The organism is Candidatus Borrelia fainii, assembly GCF_027925085.1.
Taxonomy (GTDB): domain Bacteria; phylum Spirochaetota; class Spirochaetia; order Borreliales; family Borreliaceae; genus Borrelia; species Borrelia turicatae.
In genome coordinates this window covers 823885-842262 of record NZ_AP027070.1, presented here as the reverse complement: position 1 = coordinate 842262, position 18378 = coordinate 823885, and the positions used below count along the sequence as shown (strand labels likewise).

Genomic DNA, 18378 nt, shown 5'->3' with positions numbered 1-18378 from the left:
CTCAAAACATCAACAAATAACATTAATAATCATTTTCATGTTCTTTATTCACAAATTTAACAACATGTGGCAAAAACAATATATCAGCTCTTCCTGTAGGCCCATTTCTATGTTTAGCAACAATAATTTTAGTATCGATAGCACTAATTACTCTCTCATCATCAGAGCTACTTCTTAAGTCCTTATCCCTATGAAGTAAAATAACAATATCTGCATCCTGCTCTAATGCACCTGATTCTCTTAAACTAGCAAGACTGGGTTCACGTCCCTCAGTATCTCTTGTAAGCTGTGAAAGGGCAACAATTGGAATCTTAAGTTCTCTTGCAAGCTCTTTGAGTGCTTTACTAATTGAGGCTACCTGCTCATGACGTGGAATATTTCTAGTTTCGAGGGAAATAAGGCTAATATAATCAACAAATAGTATATCTATATCCGAAAATCTCTTAAGCTTTCTAGCCTGAGTTGCAAGCGTTAACAAACTAATATTAGCAGTATCTTCAATATAAAATTCAGAATTACTAATATCATTCACAACATCATTGATTGCCTTAATTTCATGACCTGACAAAATACTATTTTGAATCTTAAAACTATCAATATTAGCTTGAGCTGCTATTATTCTTTTAATCAAAGCATCAGAAGTCATTTCAAGAGAAAAAAAACCTACTTTCCTCTTTTTATCATTCCTCAATGCAATACTTGATGCAATGTTAAGTGCAAAGGCAGTCTTACCAACACTAGGACGAGCACCAATAATAATAAAATCACTCTCTCTAAAACCTCCAATAAGACTATCAACCTTCTTAAAACCACTTGGAATACCAAAATTAACTTCTCGTTTTTTCATGCTTCTCTCATATATCTCAGCATGAACTCTCTCAGCAACAATTTTTGCATGATTAAGATTTTTACTAGAACAATCTAATTCAATTGAAAGAATATGCCTTTGTGCATCTTCCACAAATTGCTCAACTTTTTTTGTAGAATCATTAGCTAAATCATTTAGTTCTCTAGAAATTTTAGAAATATCTCTTCTAATACGATGTTCTTTAACAATCTTCGCATAAACATTTATAGTCTTATCAGTTGGAAGATACCCTGATAGAAAACTCAAATAATCCTGCAATCCTGTTAAAGCTTTAAAATTACTTAAAAGCTGTGATTTAGGTGTTAAAGAAGACACTTCTTCAAATACAGTTATTGGATCAATATTTTCTCTTTTTTCATAAAGAGAAATCATCGCTTTAAAAATCATCTCATGATTTTTACTATAAAAATCATCCGGTTTTAGATATAATAATGCCTCTTCCACCTTCCCCGGATTATAGAATATACTCGAAATAACTGCCTTTTCTGCGCCTTCGTTAAAAAGAAGTGTAGAGGCCGTACTTACTGAAGTAAAAGCCACAAACTATACCTCTTTTTCAAACTTCCTTTTCAACACTCTTAGACTTTTTAAGAGAATGTTTTTTCTCTTCCCTTTTTATCTCAACTTTAATGACAGAATTAATTCCCTCATAAAGCTTAATAGTTACATCATAAATTCCAAAAGTTTTTAATGTACCATGATGTATATCTATTCTTCTTCGCTCAATTTCAAAACCAAGCTTTAAAAGTTCATCAGCAATATTTAAGTTATTGATACTATGAAATAATTTTCCGCTATCATTAGACTGCATTACAAATTCCAAATTGATCTTATCAAGTTTTTCTTTAAGTTCAAGAGCGGCTTTTTTTCTCGTTTCTTGTCTCTTAAGTATTGATCTCCTTTTTTGATTAAAAATATCAATATTATGCTTATCCGAAAAAACAGCAAAACCTTTTGGCAATAAATAATTTCTAGCAAAACCGTCCTTTACATCAACAATATCACCTTCTTTTCCAAGATTAATAAAATCTTCTTTCAAAATTACTCTCATCATCTCTCCTTAATATTTTTTCACAAAAGGAAGTAAAGCCATATATCTAGCTTTCTTAACCTCTAATGCAAGACGCCTTTGGTGCTTAGCAGAAGTGCCTGTAATTCTCCTAGGCAATATTTTCCCTTGCTCTGTAATAAACTTCTTAAGGAAATCAAATTCTTTATAATCAGGAATTCTGTCCATATCACAAAATCTACATGTTTTTTTCTTAAAAAATCTAAAATTAGGGTTTTTTTTAAAACCATCTTGATGTCCATCAGTCCTTGAGTCTTTCTGATGGGAATCTATATCTTTATACATAAATTCAAACTCCTAAAAAGGTATATCTTCATTAAAACCGTCATCAAAACCAATATCCGTAAAAGAATCTGGCTTCTTATAACTTTCAAAACCAACATCATTAGCACCTTTAGTAGTAATAAGTGAACCAAACATCTGAATATCATCTACTAAAACACTACATCTGTTCTTCTTATCTCCAGTGCTTTTATCTTGCCAACTCTCATACCTTAAAGAACCACTAATCACAACTTGTTTTCCTTTCTTAAGAAAAGAACCAAGACTCTCAGCTCTCTTACCAAAGAGAGTACAATCAAAAAATTGAGCATAATCCATCCATTCGTCATTTTTTTTCACCCTTCTGTTATTAGCTAAACCAAATTTAAGAATAGCAATACCTGCCTCAGTATAAGTAAGCTCAGAATCTCTAGTAAGCCTACCAGATAATACTAAGGAATTAATATCGGCCATCTACTCCCCCCCCCTCAATCTACTTTTACATCAACATTAGAATTAAGCTCTGATGATTCTTTTTCTTTAATATCCCTATTATCCTTGAATTCTCTAAAATTTTTTCTCTTAACTTTTTTGACACTAACCTTTTTGTTAATCTTAACCAAGATCATATGTCTTAATAAATTTTTAATAAGTTTTAATTGAATTTCAAGCTCTTTCAAATTCTCACTATCCATCTTAAATTCTATTATTTCATATCTACCACGCAACTGCTTCCTAATAGGATATTCTAATGCCCTCTCTCCAAGAGAATTTTCAGCAAAATCACTAGCATTAAAAGCTGTTAACTGTTTTTTTACCTCTTCTAAAGCAACTTTATATTCAAGTTCTTCACTCTTAAACAAAAAACAAGCTTCATACTTTTTTATCATTATAACTCCTTACGGTCTTAATCGTACCATAAACCTTTTCAATTTATGGCAAAGGTTATCTCAATACTATAACAATTTATTTAAATAGTATATAAAAATACCTATTTTTTTTCAATATTGAGCAAAAAATCTTTTCAAAATACTCCTCACAGAACAATTAAAAATTCTACCCCCCCCCACTATCTTTAAAAATCATTCTATTAAAAGGTACCTTTTATATACCATACAATAAACTAGCTAAAAATATTAAGTTCTTAAAAAATCTCTTTAAAATAAAGTAAAAAAACAACTTATCTAACACAAATTCATAATTTTAAGTACATCTTCTAATCTAAATAAACTTTAATTATCCTCATCATCCTTATTGAGTTTGTAAACTTTCCCTGTCGAACCTTGCCTTTCAAGCTTATCATCTTCTTTCATTTCAATATATGCTTTAATACCATGTTTCACATTATCAGATGCAACAATGGCACTGGCCTTAAAAAGTTTTTCAGGGGAATAATTTTTAATCGCTTGTTTTATATAATAAACATTTGTTCCATAATCAATTTTAATTGCATTATCAATTGTAACAATATTTAAAGCACCTGTTTTTTTAAGAAAATCTTCTGATATAAGCTCAGGACTGAAAACTACAAACATTAAATTTGTTGAGACAACATTAAACTCTTGAATATTATCAAGACCTCCAAGACCTTGAGTTATAAGATGTGCAATGCCCATTCCTTCAACTTCCCCTTCACTACCAGCAAAAAATGGCTCACCAACACCAAAAATCTGAAAATCAAAATAATTATAAACCCATTTAAAAGTAAAATAATACAAAGCAAAAAATGCAAATCCTAATGGTAATAAATAAAGCCAATTTGTCTTGTCATGTCCCTGTAACACCCCAAACATTAGAAAATCAAAAAATCCAGCAGAAAAAGTTACACCAACTGCAATATCAAGTACATTAGCAATCAACAACCCAAACCCGGTATAAATGGCATGTATAAAATAAAGCAAAGGTGCAGTAAAAACAAATAAAAATTCTAAAGGCTCTGTAATTCCAGTCAAAAAAGCTGCAAAAGCACCTGAAAATAGCAAAGACACGATCTTACTCTTATCATCATGAATGATTCCTCTATAAACTCCCAATGCCGCCCCAGGAAGTCCAAACATAATAGAAAGATAAAATCCACTATTAAACCTGGAAATACTTGGGGAAAACCTAATAAGATACGGATCTGCTAATTGCGCATAAAATATATTCTGAATACCACCAACAACTTGACCATCAATAACTTCTGTTCCTCCCAACGAAGTAAAATTAAAAGGAAATGTAAGAATGGAATGAAGCCCTAAAGGAATAAGTAGTCTATTTAAAAATCCATAAAGAAAACTATTAAGATAGTTAAATTTAGCAATAAAAAATCCAAAAGAAGTAATTAATTCATTAAAATACGGCCAAATTAAAACAAATATTATCCCTAATAAAATACAAAAAGGAAAAACTACTATGGGAACAAAACGAAAACCAGAAAAAAAGTTTAAAGGCCCAGGCAACTCGATACAATAAAACTTATTATGCAAATATCCAACTAATAGCCCAACTGATAAAGACCCCAAAATACCTGTATTTAAAGTTTGAATGCCCAAAATATTTACTTGACCAACAGAAGACATTAAATTAGGCTCAACAAGTCTTGAAAACACATCAAGAAAATAATTTTCAGTAATATTAAAAATCAAATATCCAACAAGACCTGAGAGTGCAGCAGGACCCTTTTGAGCTCTAGCAACTCCAACAGTAATCCCTATAACAAAAAGTAATGGAATATTCAAAATAATAATATTACTGGTACTCTTAATAAGTCCCAAAACAAATTTAACAATAAAGTTATCAACATAAAACAAATTAGAAGGATTTAACAGTGCAGATCCAATTCCAAGCATTAAACAAAAAATTGTTACAATAGAAATTGGCAGTCTTACTGCACTAGAAAACTTTTGCAAATTAGCAAATCTAAAAACTTTTAAAAAATTGATCACTCTAGACCTCTCCATTCAAAAACTTAAAACAATATGCATTATATAGCTTTTTTACAAAAAGAGAGATATTAATAGAAAAAATTTAAGAAGAAAATTATGCAATAACATCAATTTAGCATTCTGTTTCATACTAAACTATTCTTGATCACTTGATTTATGTATTTTTTTAAACTAATATACCTAAAATAAATCAGAACAAATGCATGTTCTAAAAATAAAAAGCATACAAAAAAGAGTAGGTCTATGTTTGAAAAAGATAAAAAATACACATCATATAATGAGCCAATACCTAAAAATGAATTGTTTAGCTCAATATCTCACTTATTTGGCATTATTTTATCAATAATAGGAACAACAATTCTCATTACTCTATCAACTCATTCAAAAAAATATCTCCATGCAGTATTATTTCTTATCTATGGTTCATCAATGACATTACTATATACGATGAGTACTCTTTATCACATTTTTATAAAAGGAAGCAAAATAAAACAACTCTTTAGAAAATTTGATCATATCTCAATATTTATATTAATAGCAGGAACATACACTCCACCATGTCTAATTCTCATACCAAATACTTATGGAAAAACAATCCTCATAACCGTTTGGGGATTTGCTATTCTAGGAATTATTTTTAAATCAATATACGTAAACAGTCCTGGATGGCTTAACGGATGCATATTTATACTTATGGGATGGAGTATCATATTCGGAATCAGACTCATCTATAACATTCTCCCTATAAAAGGATTTTTATGGCTAGCACTTGGGGGTATTCTCTACACACTAGGGGGAATAGTTTACTCAACAAGCAAAAAACTTAATCCAATAGCAAATATGAGAATGCATGACTTTTTTCATATTTTAATCTTACTTGCATCTTTTTCTCATTTTTGGTTCATGTTCAAATATGTACTCCCTATTGATTAAACATCAGATAGGATCGCTTGAACAAGCAGCATAAATTGACTAAAGATTACGTAAATCATTAAAAAACCCTAATATAAAAAGACTTAACATCAACAAAATACCAAAAATATAAAAATAATAAATAACTTTTGCCCTAAATCGTTTTCCACGCAAGATTTCAATTAAACTAATAAGAATTTGACCTCCATCAAGCATTGGAATTACAACAAAAAACAAATTCATACCAGCAACAAGTAAATTTAAAACAGCAATAGTATTAAACCAAGATAATATTCCAACAGAAAAAGAATCAACAAAAATATTAATCATACCAATAGGTCCTGTGACATTTTTAGCATTATTCTTAAAATTAGTGAATAATGAAACAATGGAGTAAAGAATATGACCTAAAATATTTAAGACTTTATTAAAAGAATTTTTAATAGCAATGCCTAAATTATCTGACTTAACCACTCGCTTTAAACCAGGCAATAAATAAACTCCTAAACTTTTATTAGTATCTTGAAACATCAACCTAGAAGTTAAAATCTCTCCATTTCTCTCATAACTAATATCTACAACGTTAGAATCAAGCTTCTCAATCAAATTGTTTAACTCCACATTATTATTTAAAATAATATCATTAATGCTTATTATCTTATCATTAGGTCTAAGACCAGCAACTTCAGCTGAAGAATTTGTTTTAACTTTAGAAATAATAAGATTTATCCAAGGACCAATTTCCTTTAAAAGCTTATCTAAGCTTGTATAATCTTCAAAATTAATAGTCTTGCTGTCCCTTAAAACTATGAAAGTTACTCTTGAATCTTTTAAAGGAACAACCTTATTTAAATCGGAAAAATATCTTATATCATTATTATTAATACTTAAAATAACATCCCCATCTCTAAATTTACTTAAAACACTATTATTAATAACTACTATTTTATTAGAATAATCAGGATAAACAATACCTATCATTTCTATTGTAATAAAAACAATTAATGCAAAAATTAAATTAAAAAGAGGGCCTGCAAAATATATTAATATTTTCTTAAAATTAGAAATACCAAAAATAGAATCTCTATCCGCTTCAAGTTGTCTATTTAATCTAAGCTCATTTTCTAAATGTTCAGCTCCTTTAAGCTTACAATACCCTCCCAAAAAAATAGGAGAAAATCTATACTCTGTGTCTTTTATTTTAAATTTAAAAAGACTAGGGCCTATCCCTATAGAAAAAACTTCAACCTTAACTTTAAAAAGTTTTGCAAAGAATAAATGACCCAATTCATGAATGAATATTATAAAGGTAAATGCCAAAATACTAAGAAAAATATACATCAATTACTCCCAAAAATTACGACAAATATAAATAAAATATAGGACCTGTTAAAAGGTATGAATCAATTGAATCAAGAGCACCACCTCTACCAGGAATAATATTGCCAGAGTCTTTAACTCCTGCACTACGTTTAAGTCCAGATTCAAATAAATCACCAATAATAGTAAAAAATCCTATTAAGATACCAAAAATCATAGCTTCTCCATAAGTTAAATTTATAAACCCTAAACATACTACAACTATTGCAACAATAACAGAAAATAATATACCGCTTAAAAATCCCATTATCGTTTTATTGGGACTAATAATTGTAGGTCTATAACTATTTTTTCCCAAAAAATATCCAACAAGATAGGCAAAAGTATCATTACCACTAACCATAGAGAAAAGTATTAACAAAAGAATAGGTGCTCTTGGCAAAGTAGTAATAGCAACAACAAATGACATCAAAACACCTGGATATATGAGTATGAAAATTATCGAGGTTGCCTGCGATAAAAAATTAACAATTTCATTCTCTTTAATGAAAACCAAATTAACAATCCAGTTACTAAAAACTAAAGTTATAACCAAATAAAATATTATATTTATACCCAAATCAAAAACATTGAAATGTACATATGTCAAAATTGTAGGAGCTATCCCTAAAAAGAAAGATAAAGTACTAGAAATGGAAGAAGATTTAACCTTAAGCAAATCATTAACTTCCTTTGCAGCAACTCCACTAAACATAAAAATTAAAATATTAATAAATAAATAATTATTAAACTCTAAAAATATTAAAAACAAAACTAAAGGAACAAAAAACAAAAATGTCCCCAGTCGTGCAATAAATGCTAATTTTTTAGACCTAAGATTGAATAAACTTTTATCTCCCAAAATTCCTCTTCCTATTTTTAAAACATTCCAAGTCTTTATCATACTGTGAAACGGAATACTCTGGCCACAAAACACTTGAAAAAACAAATTCACAATAAGCAATTTTCCATAAAAGAAAATTACTTATTCTCATGTCTCCACCAGTACGAATTAAAAGATCAAGATCACAAAGTTCAGGATTATCCAAAAATTTAGAAAATACAATCTCATCTAAAGTCTCAAACTGTAAATCACTTCCCAAAATTTTCTTAGTAGCTCTAACTATTTCATTTCGACCACCATAATTAATTGCCAAATTTAAAACAAGCCCATCAAAATTTTTTGTAAAATCAATAGCATCAATGATTGACTTTTTTACTTCCTTACCTAAAGCTTCAACATCTCCTGATACTAATATTTTTATATTATTTGTACTATAAAATTCAAACTCAGCACTTAAATAATCGGCAATCAAAAACATCAAATGTTTTATTTCAGATTTTGTCCTATTCCAATTTTCTGTAGAAAAAACATAGAGAGATAAATATTTTATGCCTAATTTAAGAGAATATTTAACTATCTCTCTAGCTCTCTTTAAGCCTTCTTTATGTCCTTCAAACAATGAAAGACCTTTTTTTAAAGCCCATCTTCTATTTCCATCCATGATGATCCCAACATGCATTGGAAGGGAATTATTATTCATAAATTTAAACTTCCATTATTTCTTTTGTTTTTAAATCAAAAATCTCATCTATTTTCTTGATATAAGAATTAGTATCTCTTTGAATATCATCTAAAATCCGACGCAAATCATCTTCAGTAATTTGAGAATCTTTTTCTTGCTTCTTGGCCTTATTATTTAATTCCTGCCTTAAATTTCTGGCCGCAACCTTATATTCTTCCGCAATTTTTTTTGCCTGCTTGACTATTTCTTTACGTCTCTCAATAGTCAATACAGGTACTTTAATTCTAAGGACTGCCCCATCACTTGAAGGATTCATAGAAAGATCTGAATTAAGTATAGCCTGTTCTATTTTAGATAATAAGCTTTTATCCCAAGGCTGAATTACAATAAGCCTTGCTTCAGGAATACTAACATTGGCAACCCTAGTTAAAGGGGTCTTTTCTCCATAATAATCAACTAATACTTTATCAAAAAGAGAGCTATTTATCCTGCCCGTTCTTAAAGATTTATATTCACTCTCAAGAGATAAAAGCACTTTACTCATTTTTTCGTCCAATAAAGCCTTATATTCCTCCATTCAAGCCTCCTTAAAAATTAAAAAGATCACAAATAATTACCCAACACTTAAATATTTAAAATCTACTATCTCTATCTTGGTTAAAATTGATTTAGAAATCTCTTCAATCTTTTCTTTAACGATAAGTTTATCATCCTTTACAAATCCTTGTTCCAAAAGAGCAATTTCTCCCAAATGCTTTTTAAGCTTTCCAGATACTATCCCTTTAATTACAGCTTCAGGTTTTCCACTAGCTTCCATCTGCTTTGTAAAAACTTCCTCCTGCTCTTTAATATAATTAGGACAAATATCATTAACGCTTAAATAAAGCGGAGCAAAAGCTGCTACATGTAAAGCTAAATCCATTGCAAGATTATTTAAACTCTCAGCTTCCATTTTTAAAATATCATCTACCTTTAATTTAATAAACACACCTATCTTAGATTGCTCTCCATGAAGATAATTTTTTACAAGTTCATTAGATGCAATATTTGAAATATAAATCTTACTTACATGAATATTTTCCTTGATTGTGGCTGCTAAATTTTTAATTTCAAGTTCTTGCTGCTCATCCAAAGAATCTTTACCACTTTCAACCAATTGTTTTATCAAAGAATTTCCAAAAGTCACAAAATCACTATTCATAGCAACAAAATCTGTTTCACACGAAATAAGCAAAAGACCCACTCTCTCTTTATTTACATAAGAAAATACTCGTCCCTCCTTAGCATCCCTACCACTTCTCTTATTAGCAGATGCAATACCCATCTCTAGAAGTTTTTTCTTAGCCAACTCAAAATCACCACCAACAGCATCTAATGCCTTCTTACAATCACCAAATCCAGCTCCAGTTGCATCTCTAAGTTTTTTTACCTCTTTAGGACTAATACTCATATTATTCTCCTTAAATTCTATAATTCTTTTTTTTCATTCTTAACTTCAATTTCACTCATCAACTCTTCTTCATTCAAATTTTCAACTATCTGAATTCCAACCTCTTTATCACTCTCCAAAATAGCATCAGATATTATCTTAGTAAATAAAGCAACGGAACGAATTGCATCATCATTTCCAGGAATTGGACAGTCAATCACATCCGGATTACAATTTGTATCAACAACTGAAATTATAGGAATCCCAAGTTTTCTAGCCTCATTAATAACTATTTGTTCTCTTTTAGGATCAATAATGAAAACGGCACCAGGAAGCTCTTCCATATCTTTAATTCCCGTCAAATTCTTAGATAATTTTAACTTTTCCCGATTAAGTTGAGAAACTTCCTTTTTACTAATCATCTCAAAAGTTCCATCAACTTCCATTTTTTCTAATTTTTTTAATTTCTGAACTGATTTTTTAATAGTATTAAAGTTTGAAAGCATTCCACCAAGCCATCTATTGTTAACATAAGGCATATCACTTCTTCTAGCTTCTTGTTCAATTATCTCACTTGCTTGCTTCTTAGTACCAACAAACAAGACCTTTTTACCATTTTTTATAACACTTTGAACAAGTTCATAAGAATCTTTAATACCTTGCAAAGTTTTTTGCAAATCCAAAATATGGATTTCATTTCTCTCTGAAAAGATAAACCTTTTCATTCTTGGATCAAGCCTTTTTACCTGATGTCCAAAATGAACTCCAGCCTCTAAAAGACTTTTCATAGTAATAACAGCCAAAACAACCTCCTAAATCCTTCGCTTTTACTCACTACTTATATAGTGGAAATTACGTTTTCTCTAATAAGAATATCATAAAATAAACCAATTGGTAATCCTATGATATTTGAATAACTACCATTAATATATTCAATCAAGATATCTGCAACACCATTTTTAAGACTTATACCCCCAGCTTTACCTTTCCAATGCCCAAGTGCAATATAATGATAAACAATATCTGGGGTTAATTCCCTAAATTTAATAAATGAAACCTCACAAGCTTTAATTATTTTCTCTTTCCCTGGAATAAATACACAAAAACTAGTTTCAACCTCAATAAGTTTATGACTATATCCCATTATCTTACTAAAGGCTTCCTTTTCATCACTTAGTTTTCCAATATAAATCGAATCATTCTTTAACAAAGTATCAACAGTAATTAAACATTTATCCTTGCCATATTTCTCAATAGCACTAGTAAGTTTAAGAACCGCTATCCTCTTTGTAACACCAACTTCACCTGATTTCATTATTGAACCCTCATCAATATCAACACTAAGGGATAAAAATTTAATTTTCAAAGCCTCTAAAAACTCAGTCCTAGCAAAAGAATTTGATACAAGTGCAATCTCAAAATTTTCTTTATAAATCATTCTTACTTCTCTCAGCAAATCCTAATAAAGATATCAAAACTATTGAACCAATAACTGGGAACAAATAAAATAAAACATCCACTTGTCTATTATAATAATCAGAATAAAAAAGAGGTATAAAAAATAAAAATAAAACACTTCCTAAAAAACTTATCAAATAAATTATAAAAAACCCAAATCTCAATATACCCAAAAAGACAACAAAAAAACTTACCACAAAAGAAATAATAATATTAGTTAAAATTAAATGAAAAAAAAACGTTACCATGCCTCTCGCCTTTAACTAATTCGACAACTCAAAACCATGCAAAGTCCCTAAATTTACAACAACACTATATAAATCATCTTCAATAACATTACCTACTGCCATAACAAAAATTACTAAATTATATTTAGGAGAAACATCTTTTGTAAAAAAGCTATCGCTAATATGCTTAAGATCAAATGGCCTATTTGTACTGTTAGTAAGTTTAGATTTTTTCAAAGCTTCAGAAAACTCTATATACAAATCATTAACAACATAAGATCTATATACAGTCTTGATACTCCTAATAAGAGGTGCTGAAGAACTATTACCTTTCCTTATATTAATAAAAACCGAACCAGGGATACTTTTTCTCAAATTTTCAAAATTAAGTTCAAAATATAAAGGAAAATTTCCTTGAATCCAGTTTTTGTCTAATTTCAAAGTCGGTTTCCCTGAAAAACGATCACCATCCAAATTAATCTTATAAAATCCCCTTCTATTAAACTCATTAACATTATTAAAAATACTCTTTAAAGCATCAAAATCTTTTTGAACACTTTTTTCAAAATCCTTCAAATGGTAATTTGAGCCTTCTGGATAAAATTTATAATATATATCAAAACCCTTAACCCTAGAATTATGGTTCTTACCAAAATACCAAGAAGGCAATACAAAAGCAAGAGTATCTCTAGAAGCTCTACTATCAATAACCAAAGGAGAATCAATTATGACAATATCCTCAAGACCACAATTAACTACTAATAAAAAAACAATTAACAATATAATATTATTAAATATTTTCATACTAAAACAAAAAAACAAACTAAATCATCTAAGCTGAAAAAGCTTATTTTTGGCAATATTAACATACAAGTTATTTTCATAAGAAAAATTAGCAATCTTTGAGTATATATCAATAGCCAATTTTTTATCTCTAGTTTCAATTAACACTGCCTTACCAAGCAAGGCTCTAATTTTAATAAAATCCAATTTAGTCTGTTTAATTAAATTATCATATATAATTAAAGCATTATCCACCTGTCCCATTTTTTCGTAAATCACAGCTTTATTAAGATAGGCAAGTTCCCTTTCAATCCATTTTGAACCAATAACAATATTTAAATCCTCAAGAGCTTCTTTGTATAAACCTTTACTTTGAAAATAAGTAGATCGGGCAAGATAAAACCGTGAAAAAAATTCATAAGCAACATCATCTCTTTTATCTATAGATTCCTTTATCTTAGACTCTAATTCAAGTTTCTCTTCAGTATTTTTTGCTCTTAAATAAAGATTCAAATCTCTTTCAAGATTTTCTACTACTTCTCCTCCTGCCTTAACATAATCTACATCCATAGAACTATAAAAACAAACAACAATTCCCACAAAAACAATAACTGTAAAAATACCTATAAAAAATTTATTTCTAAACATCAGTATTCCTCTTTAACAGATTTGCAAATGGTTTATAAGATTCTTCATCATCTTCCTTAAACAAATAAGAAGAAATTTCTTCGCTTGATTTTTGCTCTTTATAAGCCCTATAAGAAAGCAAAACTAATTTGTTTTTAAAGTCAATATTGGTGATTATAACTTTAAGTTTGTCTCCAACATTCAAATTTTCAAAAGCCTCCAAACTAGACTCTTTTGTATCTCCAAGTTGTATTTTACTAATAAATCCCATTATTTTACCATAAACTCTTACCTGAAGTCCTTTTGACTTTTTCTCCACAATTTCAACTTCAAGAGCATCACCTTTCTTATAGCTCTTAGAAAAATCATCCCAAGGATTCTCTTCTAACTGTTTAATTCCCAATTTAATATTTTGCTTTTTTGCATCAAGTTCAATTACTTTCCCACTAATTGAACTTCCTAATTTAAAGTATTCCTCAGGATTAACTTCTTCAATCCAAGAAATATCAAATTTACTAATATATGCGTCTATACCTTCTTCAATGCTCACAAAAGCACCCGTCTTTGTAATATTTTTAACAACACCCTGAACAACTTTACCAACAGCACACCTTTGAGCCAAATTATTCCATGGATTTTCATTAACTTGCTTAATACCTAAAGATATTTTTTGATTTTCCTTGACTATCTCTAAAATCTTAACTTCTACGATTTGACCAACTTTAACTAATTCCTGAGGACTTTTTATAACCCTTACCCAAGAAAAATTACTTATATGAATAAATCCTGATATCTCACTATCAAGTTCAACTACAGCACCAAAAGGTAATATTTTGACAACTTTGCCCTTTACAATACTCTCAACCTTATATTTAGCTTCAACAAAATCCCAAGGATTTGTCTTTAAAGCCTTAAGAGATAACTCCATCTTTACTGCATTTACATTTAATTTAATGATTTTTAATCTTAACTTATCACCAACACGAATAAAATCTTCAATATTCTCAACACGATTAAATGCAATATTCCTTTTATGCAATACCCCTAAAACAAGATTTTTAACCTTTACAATAGCACTATAATCTGTAATTCTTTCAACAACACCATCAACTATATCCCCCTCATTATAAGAACTAATAAGTTCTTTTTTCTTTAAAAGTTCTCTCTCTCGCTCCAAAGTTCGTCTATCAAGAATAAGCCTAAGGCCACCACCGGTCTTATCTGCCTGAATAACATAAAACTCAACCACTAAACCTCTTTTTAATTTTTCATCTCTAAATTTAGAACTCAAATAAGATGGCATAAATCCAATAACATTTTCATTAATCTGAACTTTATAACCACTTGAAAGTTCAACTAAAATCTTGCCTTTAAGCACTTTTCTATTCGAAATATACTCATCAATCTTATCTTGCAAATTTAGAGAATCAAGCTTTGTAACACTAAGAACTAATCCTAATTCTCCTCCTACTTTTGTAACTATTGCATCAAGCTTATCTCCAATACTTGGAATGGTTTCAAATTCATCGATTTTAATAAAACCTTCAGACTTATAACCAATATCTACAAGCACATAATCTTTCATGATATTTATAACAACACCAGAAACACTACTACCTAGTTCTACTTTTTCAAGAACTTTTAGATAATTTTCTTGTAAATCTTCTTGATTTTCCATCCTCACCTCTCTATCACTTTTTTTTCAAATTAAACGTCTTTATGATAATATTACATACATCATCTAAGCATTTATAGCTTGTATCAATATAAAACACTTCCTTATCCAATTTCAATTTACCATACTCTTTATTTTGATCAATCTCATCCCGTCTCTCTAGTGCTTGCTCTAACTCATTTAAAGTTATATCATCACTCCTTTGATTATACCGTCTTAAAGCTCGCACTTTAACAGAAGCATCAAGATAAATCTTGACCTCAGCTTCTGGAAATACTACAGTAGTAATATCTCTACCCTCTATTATATAATTATCACCCTTTAATTTAACTATTTCTCTTAATTTTTTATTAACAATATTTCTAACACCTATATAAGAAGAATAAAGAGAAACTTGAAAATCTATTCTTTCATTTAAAATATGACTTATAACATTTGTACCATTAAGCAAAAAATCAACACCATTAAATTTGATATCATTTTGTGACACAAGTTCCAAAATTTTACTCTCACTAAGCAAATCATATTCGCTTAGTGAAAACTTCTGAGCAATCAAAGTTATTATCCTGTAAAAGTAGCCAGAGCTAATAAACTTAAAACCTAATCTTATCCCCAATGCTTTTGCAATAGAGCTTTTTCCCGAAGCTGATGGACCATCAATTGCTATTACCATTTAACATTCTCCCAAAATCTGTGTCTTGAATTTATTAATCTTAGCTAAAGACAAAACCTTAATTTGCCCTTCTTTTAAATCATCCAATTTAATATTACCTATTCTAATTCTGTGAATTTTCTTTAAAAAAATATTCTTACTTAAAAAAACTTTTCGAATCTCCCTGTTTTTACCTTCCGTTAAAACCAATTTAACAGAATTATTGTCAAGCATTACATAAGATTTTAACTTAAAAATTTCCCTTTCTATCTTTATTCCATGTTTAAAATCAATAAGCAAATTCTCATTAACAGCCCTTTTTGACTCAACAATATACTCTTTTTCAACCTTACTCTTTGGATGAACAATATTATTTGCAAACTGACCATCATTAGTAAAAAGTAAAAGCCCAGAACTTTTAAAATCAAGTCTACCAATTGAAAATAAACGTTCTTTAAACAAAGGTTGAACTAAAGATATTGCCAACTGTCTCCCCTCTGGATCAAAATTGGAACATAAATAATTTTTAGGTTTATGAAGGGCTATATAAATCTTATTTTCAACTTTACAATCTCTAAAAACAAATACTTGCTTTCTACACTCCACTCTATCACCTAAGAACACTTTATCTCCAAGATTTGCAAGAGTATTGTTTATTCTAACAGAATTCTTTTTTATAAGATCTTCACAAAACCTCCTAGAGCCCACACCTTTTTCTGCCAAAAAAACATGAACTCTAAGCCCTTTGCTGTTTGTACTCGTCAATACTTTTTCCCTTTCTTAAAACCAACTTATCATTTACGTAAACTAAATCTATAATATTTAACATTTTATATTCAAGAACTATTAAAAAGTAACAAAATCTCTCAAAAAAGTAAAACTTATCATCAAAATTTAATAAAAATTCAAAAATAACATTATCCTCCTTAGTTAAAAGAGCAATAATTTTTGTTTTTTTATCAAAAAATTTAGCGTCATATATACCTAAAATAACATTAGATCTAAATTTAATATTATGTAAAATATTATCATGCTTTTTACTTATCCTTCTGACTTTACTCTTAACCTTATTAATACCTACCATATAATTTTGAACATTATCCACACTTTCAAAAAAAACACTATTTTCTCTCAAAAAAGAAGATTTAGATACATTTAAACATTTCTCATCTTTTAAATTTTGAGTTGAGGATTTGGATTTTACATATTTTTCACTGAAATTTATTAATTTTTTAACCATCTCCCTTTCAACTAACTTCTTATCTTTTAGTTTTACTGGATAAAGAATTTGTGTCTTTAAATAAAGCAAACTGGTTGAAAAAGAATAAAACTTAATTAACTCTTTAACATCTATTTCAATACTCTCAGAAAATATCAAAAAATCTTCTATTATTTTATTTAAATTAAAAGTCTTTAAAATTTCTCTTTTATTTCTTATATAATCAAAGAAAATTTCTATTCCCCCTTTAAAATCATTACAAACAATTAAATAATCATCTAAATTTGTCATCCTATTCTTTATCTTTTTTAACATTAGGTGGTCCAATTTCAATAGAATCTGGACTTAGGCCTTCAAAAATTATCTTTCTAAGTTTAATCTCAAGTTCATTAGTAAGTTCTTTTTCTTTAATAAGATAAATAATAACACTTTCTCTACCTTGTCCTAATTTATCATCTCCTATAGAATACCAAGAACCTATTTTTTGTATCAACTTATATTTAATAGAAGCATCTAATATACTAGCTTCGCGTGAAATACCTTTCCCAAAATAAATCACAAGCTCGATCTTACGAAAAGGAGGTGCTACTTTATTTTTCACAACCTTAACTCTGACCTTATTCCCAACAATATCATCTGCAGAACTCCCCGTCACCTGTTCAATTTTTCTAACCTCAAGACGAAGAGAAGAATAAAATTTTAAAGCATTTCCTCCAGTAGTAGTTTCTGGATTGCCAAACATTACACCTATTTTCATTCTTAGTTGATTGATAAACATAATACAAGTCTTAGACTTTGAAAGTATACCCGTAATCTTTCTTAAAGCCTTGCTCATCAATCTTGCTTGAAGCCCAATCTGACAATCGCCCATCTCTCCATCAATCTCTGCTTGTGGCGTTAAGGCTGCAACAGAATCAACAACAATCAAATCAACTCCACCACTTCTAATTAAATATTCAGCAATCTCAAGAGCTTGTTCTCCAGTATCAGGTTGACTAAGCCAAAGTTCATCAATATTAACACCCAAAGCTTTTGCATAAACAGGATCAAGAGCATGTTCAGCATCAATAAAAGCTGCTATTCCACCATTTTTTTGAACTTCAGAAATTGCTTGAAGAGTTAAAGTGGTTTTTCCAGAAGATTCAGGACCAAAAATTTCTATTATTCGTCCCCTTGGATATCCTCCAACACCAATTGCCTCATCAAGCAAAATAGAACCACTAGGTATGCTCTCTATACCTTTACCCACAGGAGATTCCCCCATCTTAATAAGACTTCCTTTCCCAAAATCTTTCTCTATTTGAATCCTAACAAGCTCAATGGCCTTTTCTCTATTTAATCTATCATTTAAAGAATCATCTATTTTATCTTTTAATTTCGACATTT

The 18378-nt window shown here is 29.2% G+C and carries 22 protein-coding genes; 1 reads left to right on the top strand and 21 read right to left on the bottom strand.

The annotated features are described in order from the left end of the window. Window positions 1–22: 22 nt before the first annotated feature. The 6 genes from dnaB to QMG63_RS03870 form a co-directional block, all read right to left on the bottom strand. Window positions 23–1408 (bottom strand): replicative DNA helicase, encoded by a 1386-nt coding sequence (gene dnaB / locus QMG63_RS03895; protein WP_281861879.1) that lies wholly within the window; start codon window positions 1406–1408, stop codon window positions 23–25. A gap of 16 nt (window positions 1409–1424) precedes the next feature. Beyond that, complete coding sequence (gene rplI, locus QMG63_RS03890; RefSeq protein WP_281861877.1) at window positions 1425–1919, bottom strand: 50S ribosomal protein L9; 495 nt, start codon at window positions 1917–1919, stop codon at window positions 1425–1427. A gap of 9 nt (window positions 1920–1928) precedes the next feature. Continuing rightward, on the bottom strand, window positions 1929–2222 hold the full coding sequence (gene rpsR, locus QMG63_RS03885) for a 30S ribosomal protein S18 (RefSeq protein WP_281861875.1): 294 nt from the start codon (window positions 2220–2222) through the stop codon (window positions 1929–1931). A gap of 12 nt (window positions 2223–2234) precedes the next feature. Continuing rightward, window positions 2235–2672, bottom strand: a complete 438-nt coding sequence (locus QMG63_RS03880; protein ID WP_281861874.1) for a single-stranded DNA-binding protein — start codon at window positions 2670–2672, stop codon at window positions 2235–2237. Window positions 2673–2686: 14 nt separating this feature from the next. Further along, window positions 2687–3088 (bottom strand): 30S ribosomal protein S6, encoded by a 402-nt coding sequence (gene rpsF, locus QMG63_RS03875; RefSeq protein ID WP_281861872.1) that lies wholly within the window; start codon window positions 3086–3088, stop codon window positions 2687–2689. Between the two features lie 342 nt (window positions 3089–3430). Further along, the gene (locus QMG63_RS03870) at window positions 3431–5125 is read right to left on the bottom strand and encodes a PTS transporter subunit EIIC (RefSeq protein ID WP_281861871.1); all 1695 of its coding nucleotides are present in this window, start codon (window positions 5123–5125) and stop codon (window positions 3431–3433) included. A 243-nt stretch (window positions 5126–5368) separates the two neighbouring features. Here QMG63_RS03870 and trhA point away from each other — a divergent pair, with 243 nt between their 5' ends. Further along, window positions 5369–6058: a PAQR family membrane homeostasis protein TrhA gene (gene trhA, locus QMG63_RS03865; protein WP_281861869.1), complete on the top strand. Its 690-nt coding sequence runs from the start codon at window positions 5369–5371 to the stop codon at window positions 6056–6058. 39 nt (window positions 6059–6097) lie between these two features. On the opposite strand, the gene rseP is transcribed toward trhA, so the two are convergent. From rseP to recA, 15 genes are read right to left on the bottom strand one after another with little or no spacing between them, the layout of a single operon-like run. Beyond that, a complete protein-coding gene (rseP, locus tag QMG63_RS03860) occupies window positions 6098–7378 on the bottom strand; it encodes an RIP metalloprotease RseP (protein WP_281861868.1) in 1281 nt (426 codons plus the stop codon). 16 nt (window positions 7379–7394) lie between these two features. Continuing rightward, window positions 7395–8300, bottom strand: coding sequence for a phosphatidate cytidylyltransferase (locus QMG63_RS03855; RefSeq protein ID WP_281861865.1), 906 nt, complete (start codon window positions 8298–8300; stop codon window positions 7395–7397). Next, entirely contained in the window at window positions 8248–8940 is a 693-nt protein-coding gene (gene uppS, locus QMG63_RS03850) for a polyprenyl diphosphate synthase (RefSeq protein WP_281861862.1), read from the bottom strand. The genes QMG63_RS03855 and uppS overlap by 53 nt, the downstream gene beginning before the upstream one ends. Window positions 8941–8944: 4 nt before the next feature. Beyond that, on the bottom strand, window positions 8945–9499 hold the full coding sequence (frr, locus tag QMG63_RS03845; RefSeq protein ID WP_281861860.1) for a ribosome recycling factor: 555 nt from the start codon (window positions 9497–9499) through the stop codon (window positions 8945–8947). A gap of 36 nt (window positions 9500–9535) precedes the next feature. After that, window positions 9536–10372 (bottom strand): translation elongation factor Ts, encoded by an 837-nt coding sequence (tsf, locus tag QMG63_RS03840; protein WP_281861858.1) that lies wholly within the window; start codon window positions 10370–10372, stop codon window positions 9536–9538. A gap of 17 nt (window positions 10373–10389) precedes the next feature. Continuing rightward, window positions 10390–11154 (bottom strand): 30S ribosomal protein S2, encoded by a 765-nt coding sequence (gene rpsB, locus QMG63_RS03835; RefSeq protein WP_281861857.1) that lies wholly within the window; start codon window positions 11152–11154, stop codon window positions 10390–10392. A 35-nt stretch (window positions 11155–11189) separates the two neighbouring features. Beyond that, window positions 11190–11789 carry a Maf family protein gene (locus QMG63_RS03830; protein ID WP_281861855.1) on the bottom strand — a complete coding sequence of 200 codons (600 nt, stop codon included), beginning with the start codon at window positions 11787–11789 and terminating at the stop codon, window positions 11190–11192. Beyond that, window positions 11779–12057 (bottom strand): hypothetical protein, encoded by a 279-nt coding sequence (locus QMG63_RS03825; RefSeq protein ID WP_281861853.1) that lies wholly within the window; start codon window positions 12055–12057, stop codon window positions 11779–11781. Before QMG63_RS03825 ends, QMG63_RS03830 begins: the two co-directional genes overlap by 11 nt. 15 nt (window positions 12058–12072) lie before the next feature. After that, window positions 12073–12840 carry a hypothetical protein gene (locus QMG63_RS03820; protein WP_281861852.1) on the bottom strand — a complete coding sequence of 256 codons (768 nt, stop codon included), beginning with the start codon at window positions 12838–12840 and terminating at the stop codon, window positions 12073–12075. A gap of 24 nt (window positions 12841–12864) precedes the next feature. Then, window positions 12865–13467, bottom strand: coding sequence for a tetratricopeptide repeat protein (locus QMG63_RS03815; protein WP_281861849.1), 603 nt, complete (start codon window positions 13465–13467; stop codon window positions 12865–12867). Next, window positions 13460–15124 (bottom strand): 30S ribosomal protein S1, encoded by a 1665-nt coding sequence (locus QMG63_RS03810; protein WP_281861848.1) that lies wholly within the window; start codon window positions 15122–15124, stop codon window positions 13460–13462. Before QMG63_RS03810 ends, QMG63_RS03815 begins: the two co-directional genes overlap by 8 nt. A gap of 13 nt (window positions 15125–15137) precedes the next feature. Further along, window positions 15138–15794 carry a (d)CMP kinase gene (cmk, locus tag QMG63_RS03805; protein WP_281861846.1) on the bottom strand — a complete coding sequence of 219 codons (657 nt, stop codon included), beginning with the start codon at window positions 15792–15794 and terminating at the stop codon, window positions 15138–15140. Further along, entirely contained in the window at window positions 15795–16538 is a 744-nt protein-coding gene (locus tag QMG63_RS03800) for a pseudouridine synthase (protein ID WP_425592803.1), read from the bottom strand. It lies immediately after the preceding gene. Then, the gene (locus tag QMG63_RS03795) at window positions 16510–17307 is read right to left on the bottom strand and encodes a hypothetical protein (protein WP_281861844.1); all 798 of its coding nucleotides are present in this window, start codon (window positions 17305–17307) and stop codon (window positions 16510–16512) included. Before QMG63_RS03795 ends, QMG63_RS03800 begins: the two co-directional genes overlap by 29 nt. Then, window positions 17285–18376, bottom strand: coding sequence for a recombinase RecA (gene recA / locus QMG63_RS03790; RefSeq protein WP_281861842.1), 1092 nt, complete (start codon window positions 18374–18376; stop codon window positions 17285–17287). The genes QMG63_RS03795 and recA overlap by 23 nt, the downstream gene beginning before the upstream one ends. Window positions 18377–18378: the final 2 nt, after the last annotated feature.

What these genes read in the sequence shown, in the direction of transcription:
- rplI (WP_281861877.1), bottom strand. Translation starts at nt 1,919, where the DNA reads ATGAGAGTAATTTTGAAAGAAGATTTTATTAATCTTGGAAAAGAAGGT.
- rpsR (WP_281861875.1), bottom strand. Translation starts at nt 2,222, where the DNA reads ATGTATAAAGATATAGATTCCCATCAGAAAGACTCAAGGACTGATGGA.
- QMG63_RS03880 (WP_281861874.1), bottom strand. Translation starts at nt 2,672, where the DNA reads ATGGCCGATATTAATTCCTTAGTATTATCTGGTAGGCTTACTAGAGAT.
- rpsF (WP_281861872.1), bottom strand. Translation starts at nt 3,088, where the DNA reads ATGATAAAAAAGTATGAAGCTTGTTTTTTGTTTAAGAGTGAAGAACTT.
- trhA (WP_281861869.1), top strand. Translation starts at nt 5,369, where the DNA reads ATGTTTGAAAAAGATAAAAAATACACATCATATAATGAGCCAATACCT.
- rseP (WP_281861868.1), bottom strand. Translation starts at nt 7,378, where the DNA reads ATGTATATTTTTCTTAGTATTTTGGCATTTACCTTTATAATATTCATT.
- QMG63_RS03855 (WP_281861865.1), bottom strand. Translation starts at nt 8,300, where the DNA reads ATGATAAAGACTTGGAATGTTTTAAAAATAGGAAGAGGAATTTTGGGA.
- uppS (WP_281861862.1), bottom strand. Translation starts at nt 8,940, where the DNA reads ATGAATAATAATTCCCTTCCAATGCATGTTGGGATCATCATGGATGGA.
- frr (WP_281861860.1), bottom strand. Translation starts at nt 9,499, where the DNA reads ATGGAGGAATATAAGGCTTTATTGGACGAAAAAATGAGTAAAGTGCTT.
- tsf (WP_281861858.1), bottom strand. Translation starts at nt 10,372, where the DNA reads ATGAGTATTAGTCCTAAAGAGGTAAAAAAACTTAGAGATGCAACTGGA.
- QMG63_RS03830 (WP_281861855.1), bottom strand. Translation starts at nt 11,789, where the DNA reads ATGATTTATAAAGAAAATTTTGAGATTGCACTTGTATCAAATTCTTTT.
- QMG63_RS03825 (WP_281861853.1), bottom strand. Translation starts at nt 12,057, where the DNA reads ATGGTAACGTTTTTTTTTCATTTAATTTTAACTAATATTATTATTTCT.
- QMG63_RS03820 (WP_281861852.1), bottom strand. Translation starts at nt 12,840, where the DNA reads ATGAAAATATTTAATAATATTATATTGTTAATTGTTTTTTTATTAGTA.
- QMG63_RS03815 (WP_281861849.1), bottom strand. Translation starts at nt 13,467, where the DNA reads ATGTTTAGAAATAAATTTTTTATAGGTATTTTTACAGTTATTGTTTTT.
- QMG63_RS03810 (WP_281861848.1), bottom strand. Translation starts at nt 15,124, where the DNA reads ATGGAAAATCAAGAAGATTTACAAGAAAATTATCTAAAAGTTCTTGAA.
- cmk (WP_281861846.1), bottom strand. Translation starts at nt 15,794, where the DNA reads ATGGTAATAGCAATTGATGGTCCATCAGCTTCGGGAAAAAGCTCTATT.
- QMG63_RS03795 (WP_281861844.1), bottom strand. Translation starts at nt 17,307, where the DNA reads ATGTTAAAAAAGATAAAGAATAGGATGACAAATTTAGATGATTATTTA.
- recA (WP_281861842.1), bottom strand. Translation starts at nt 18,376, where the DNA reads ATGTCGAAATTAAAAGATAAAATAGATGATTCTTTAAATGATAGATTA.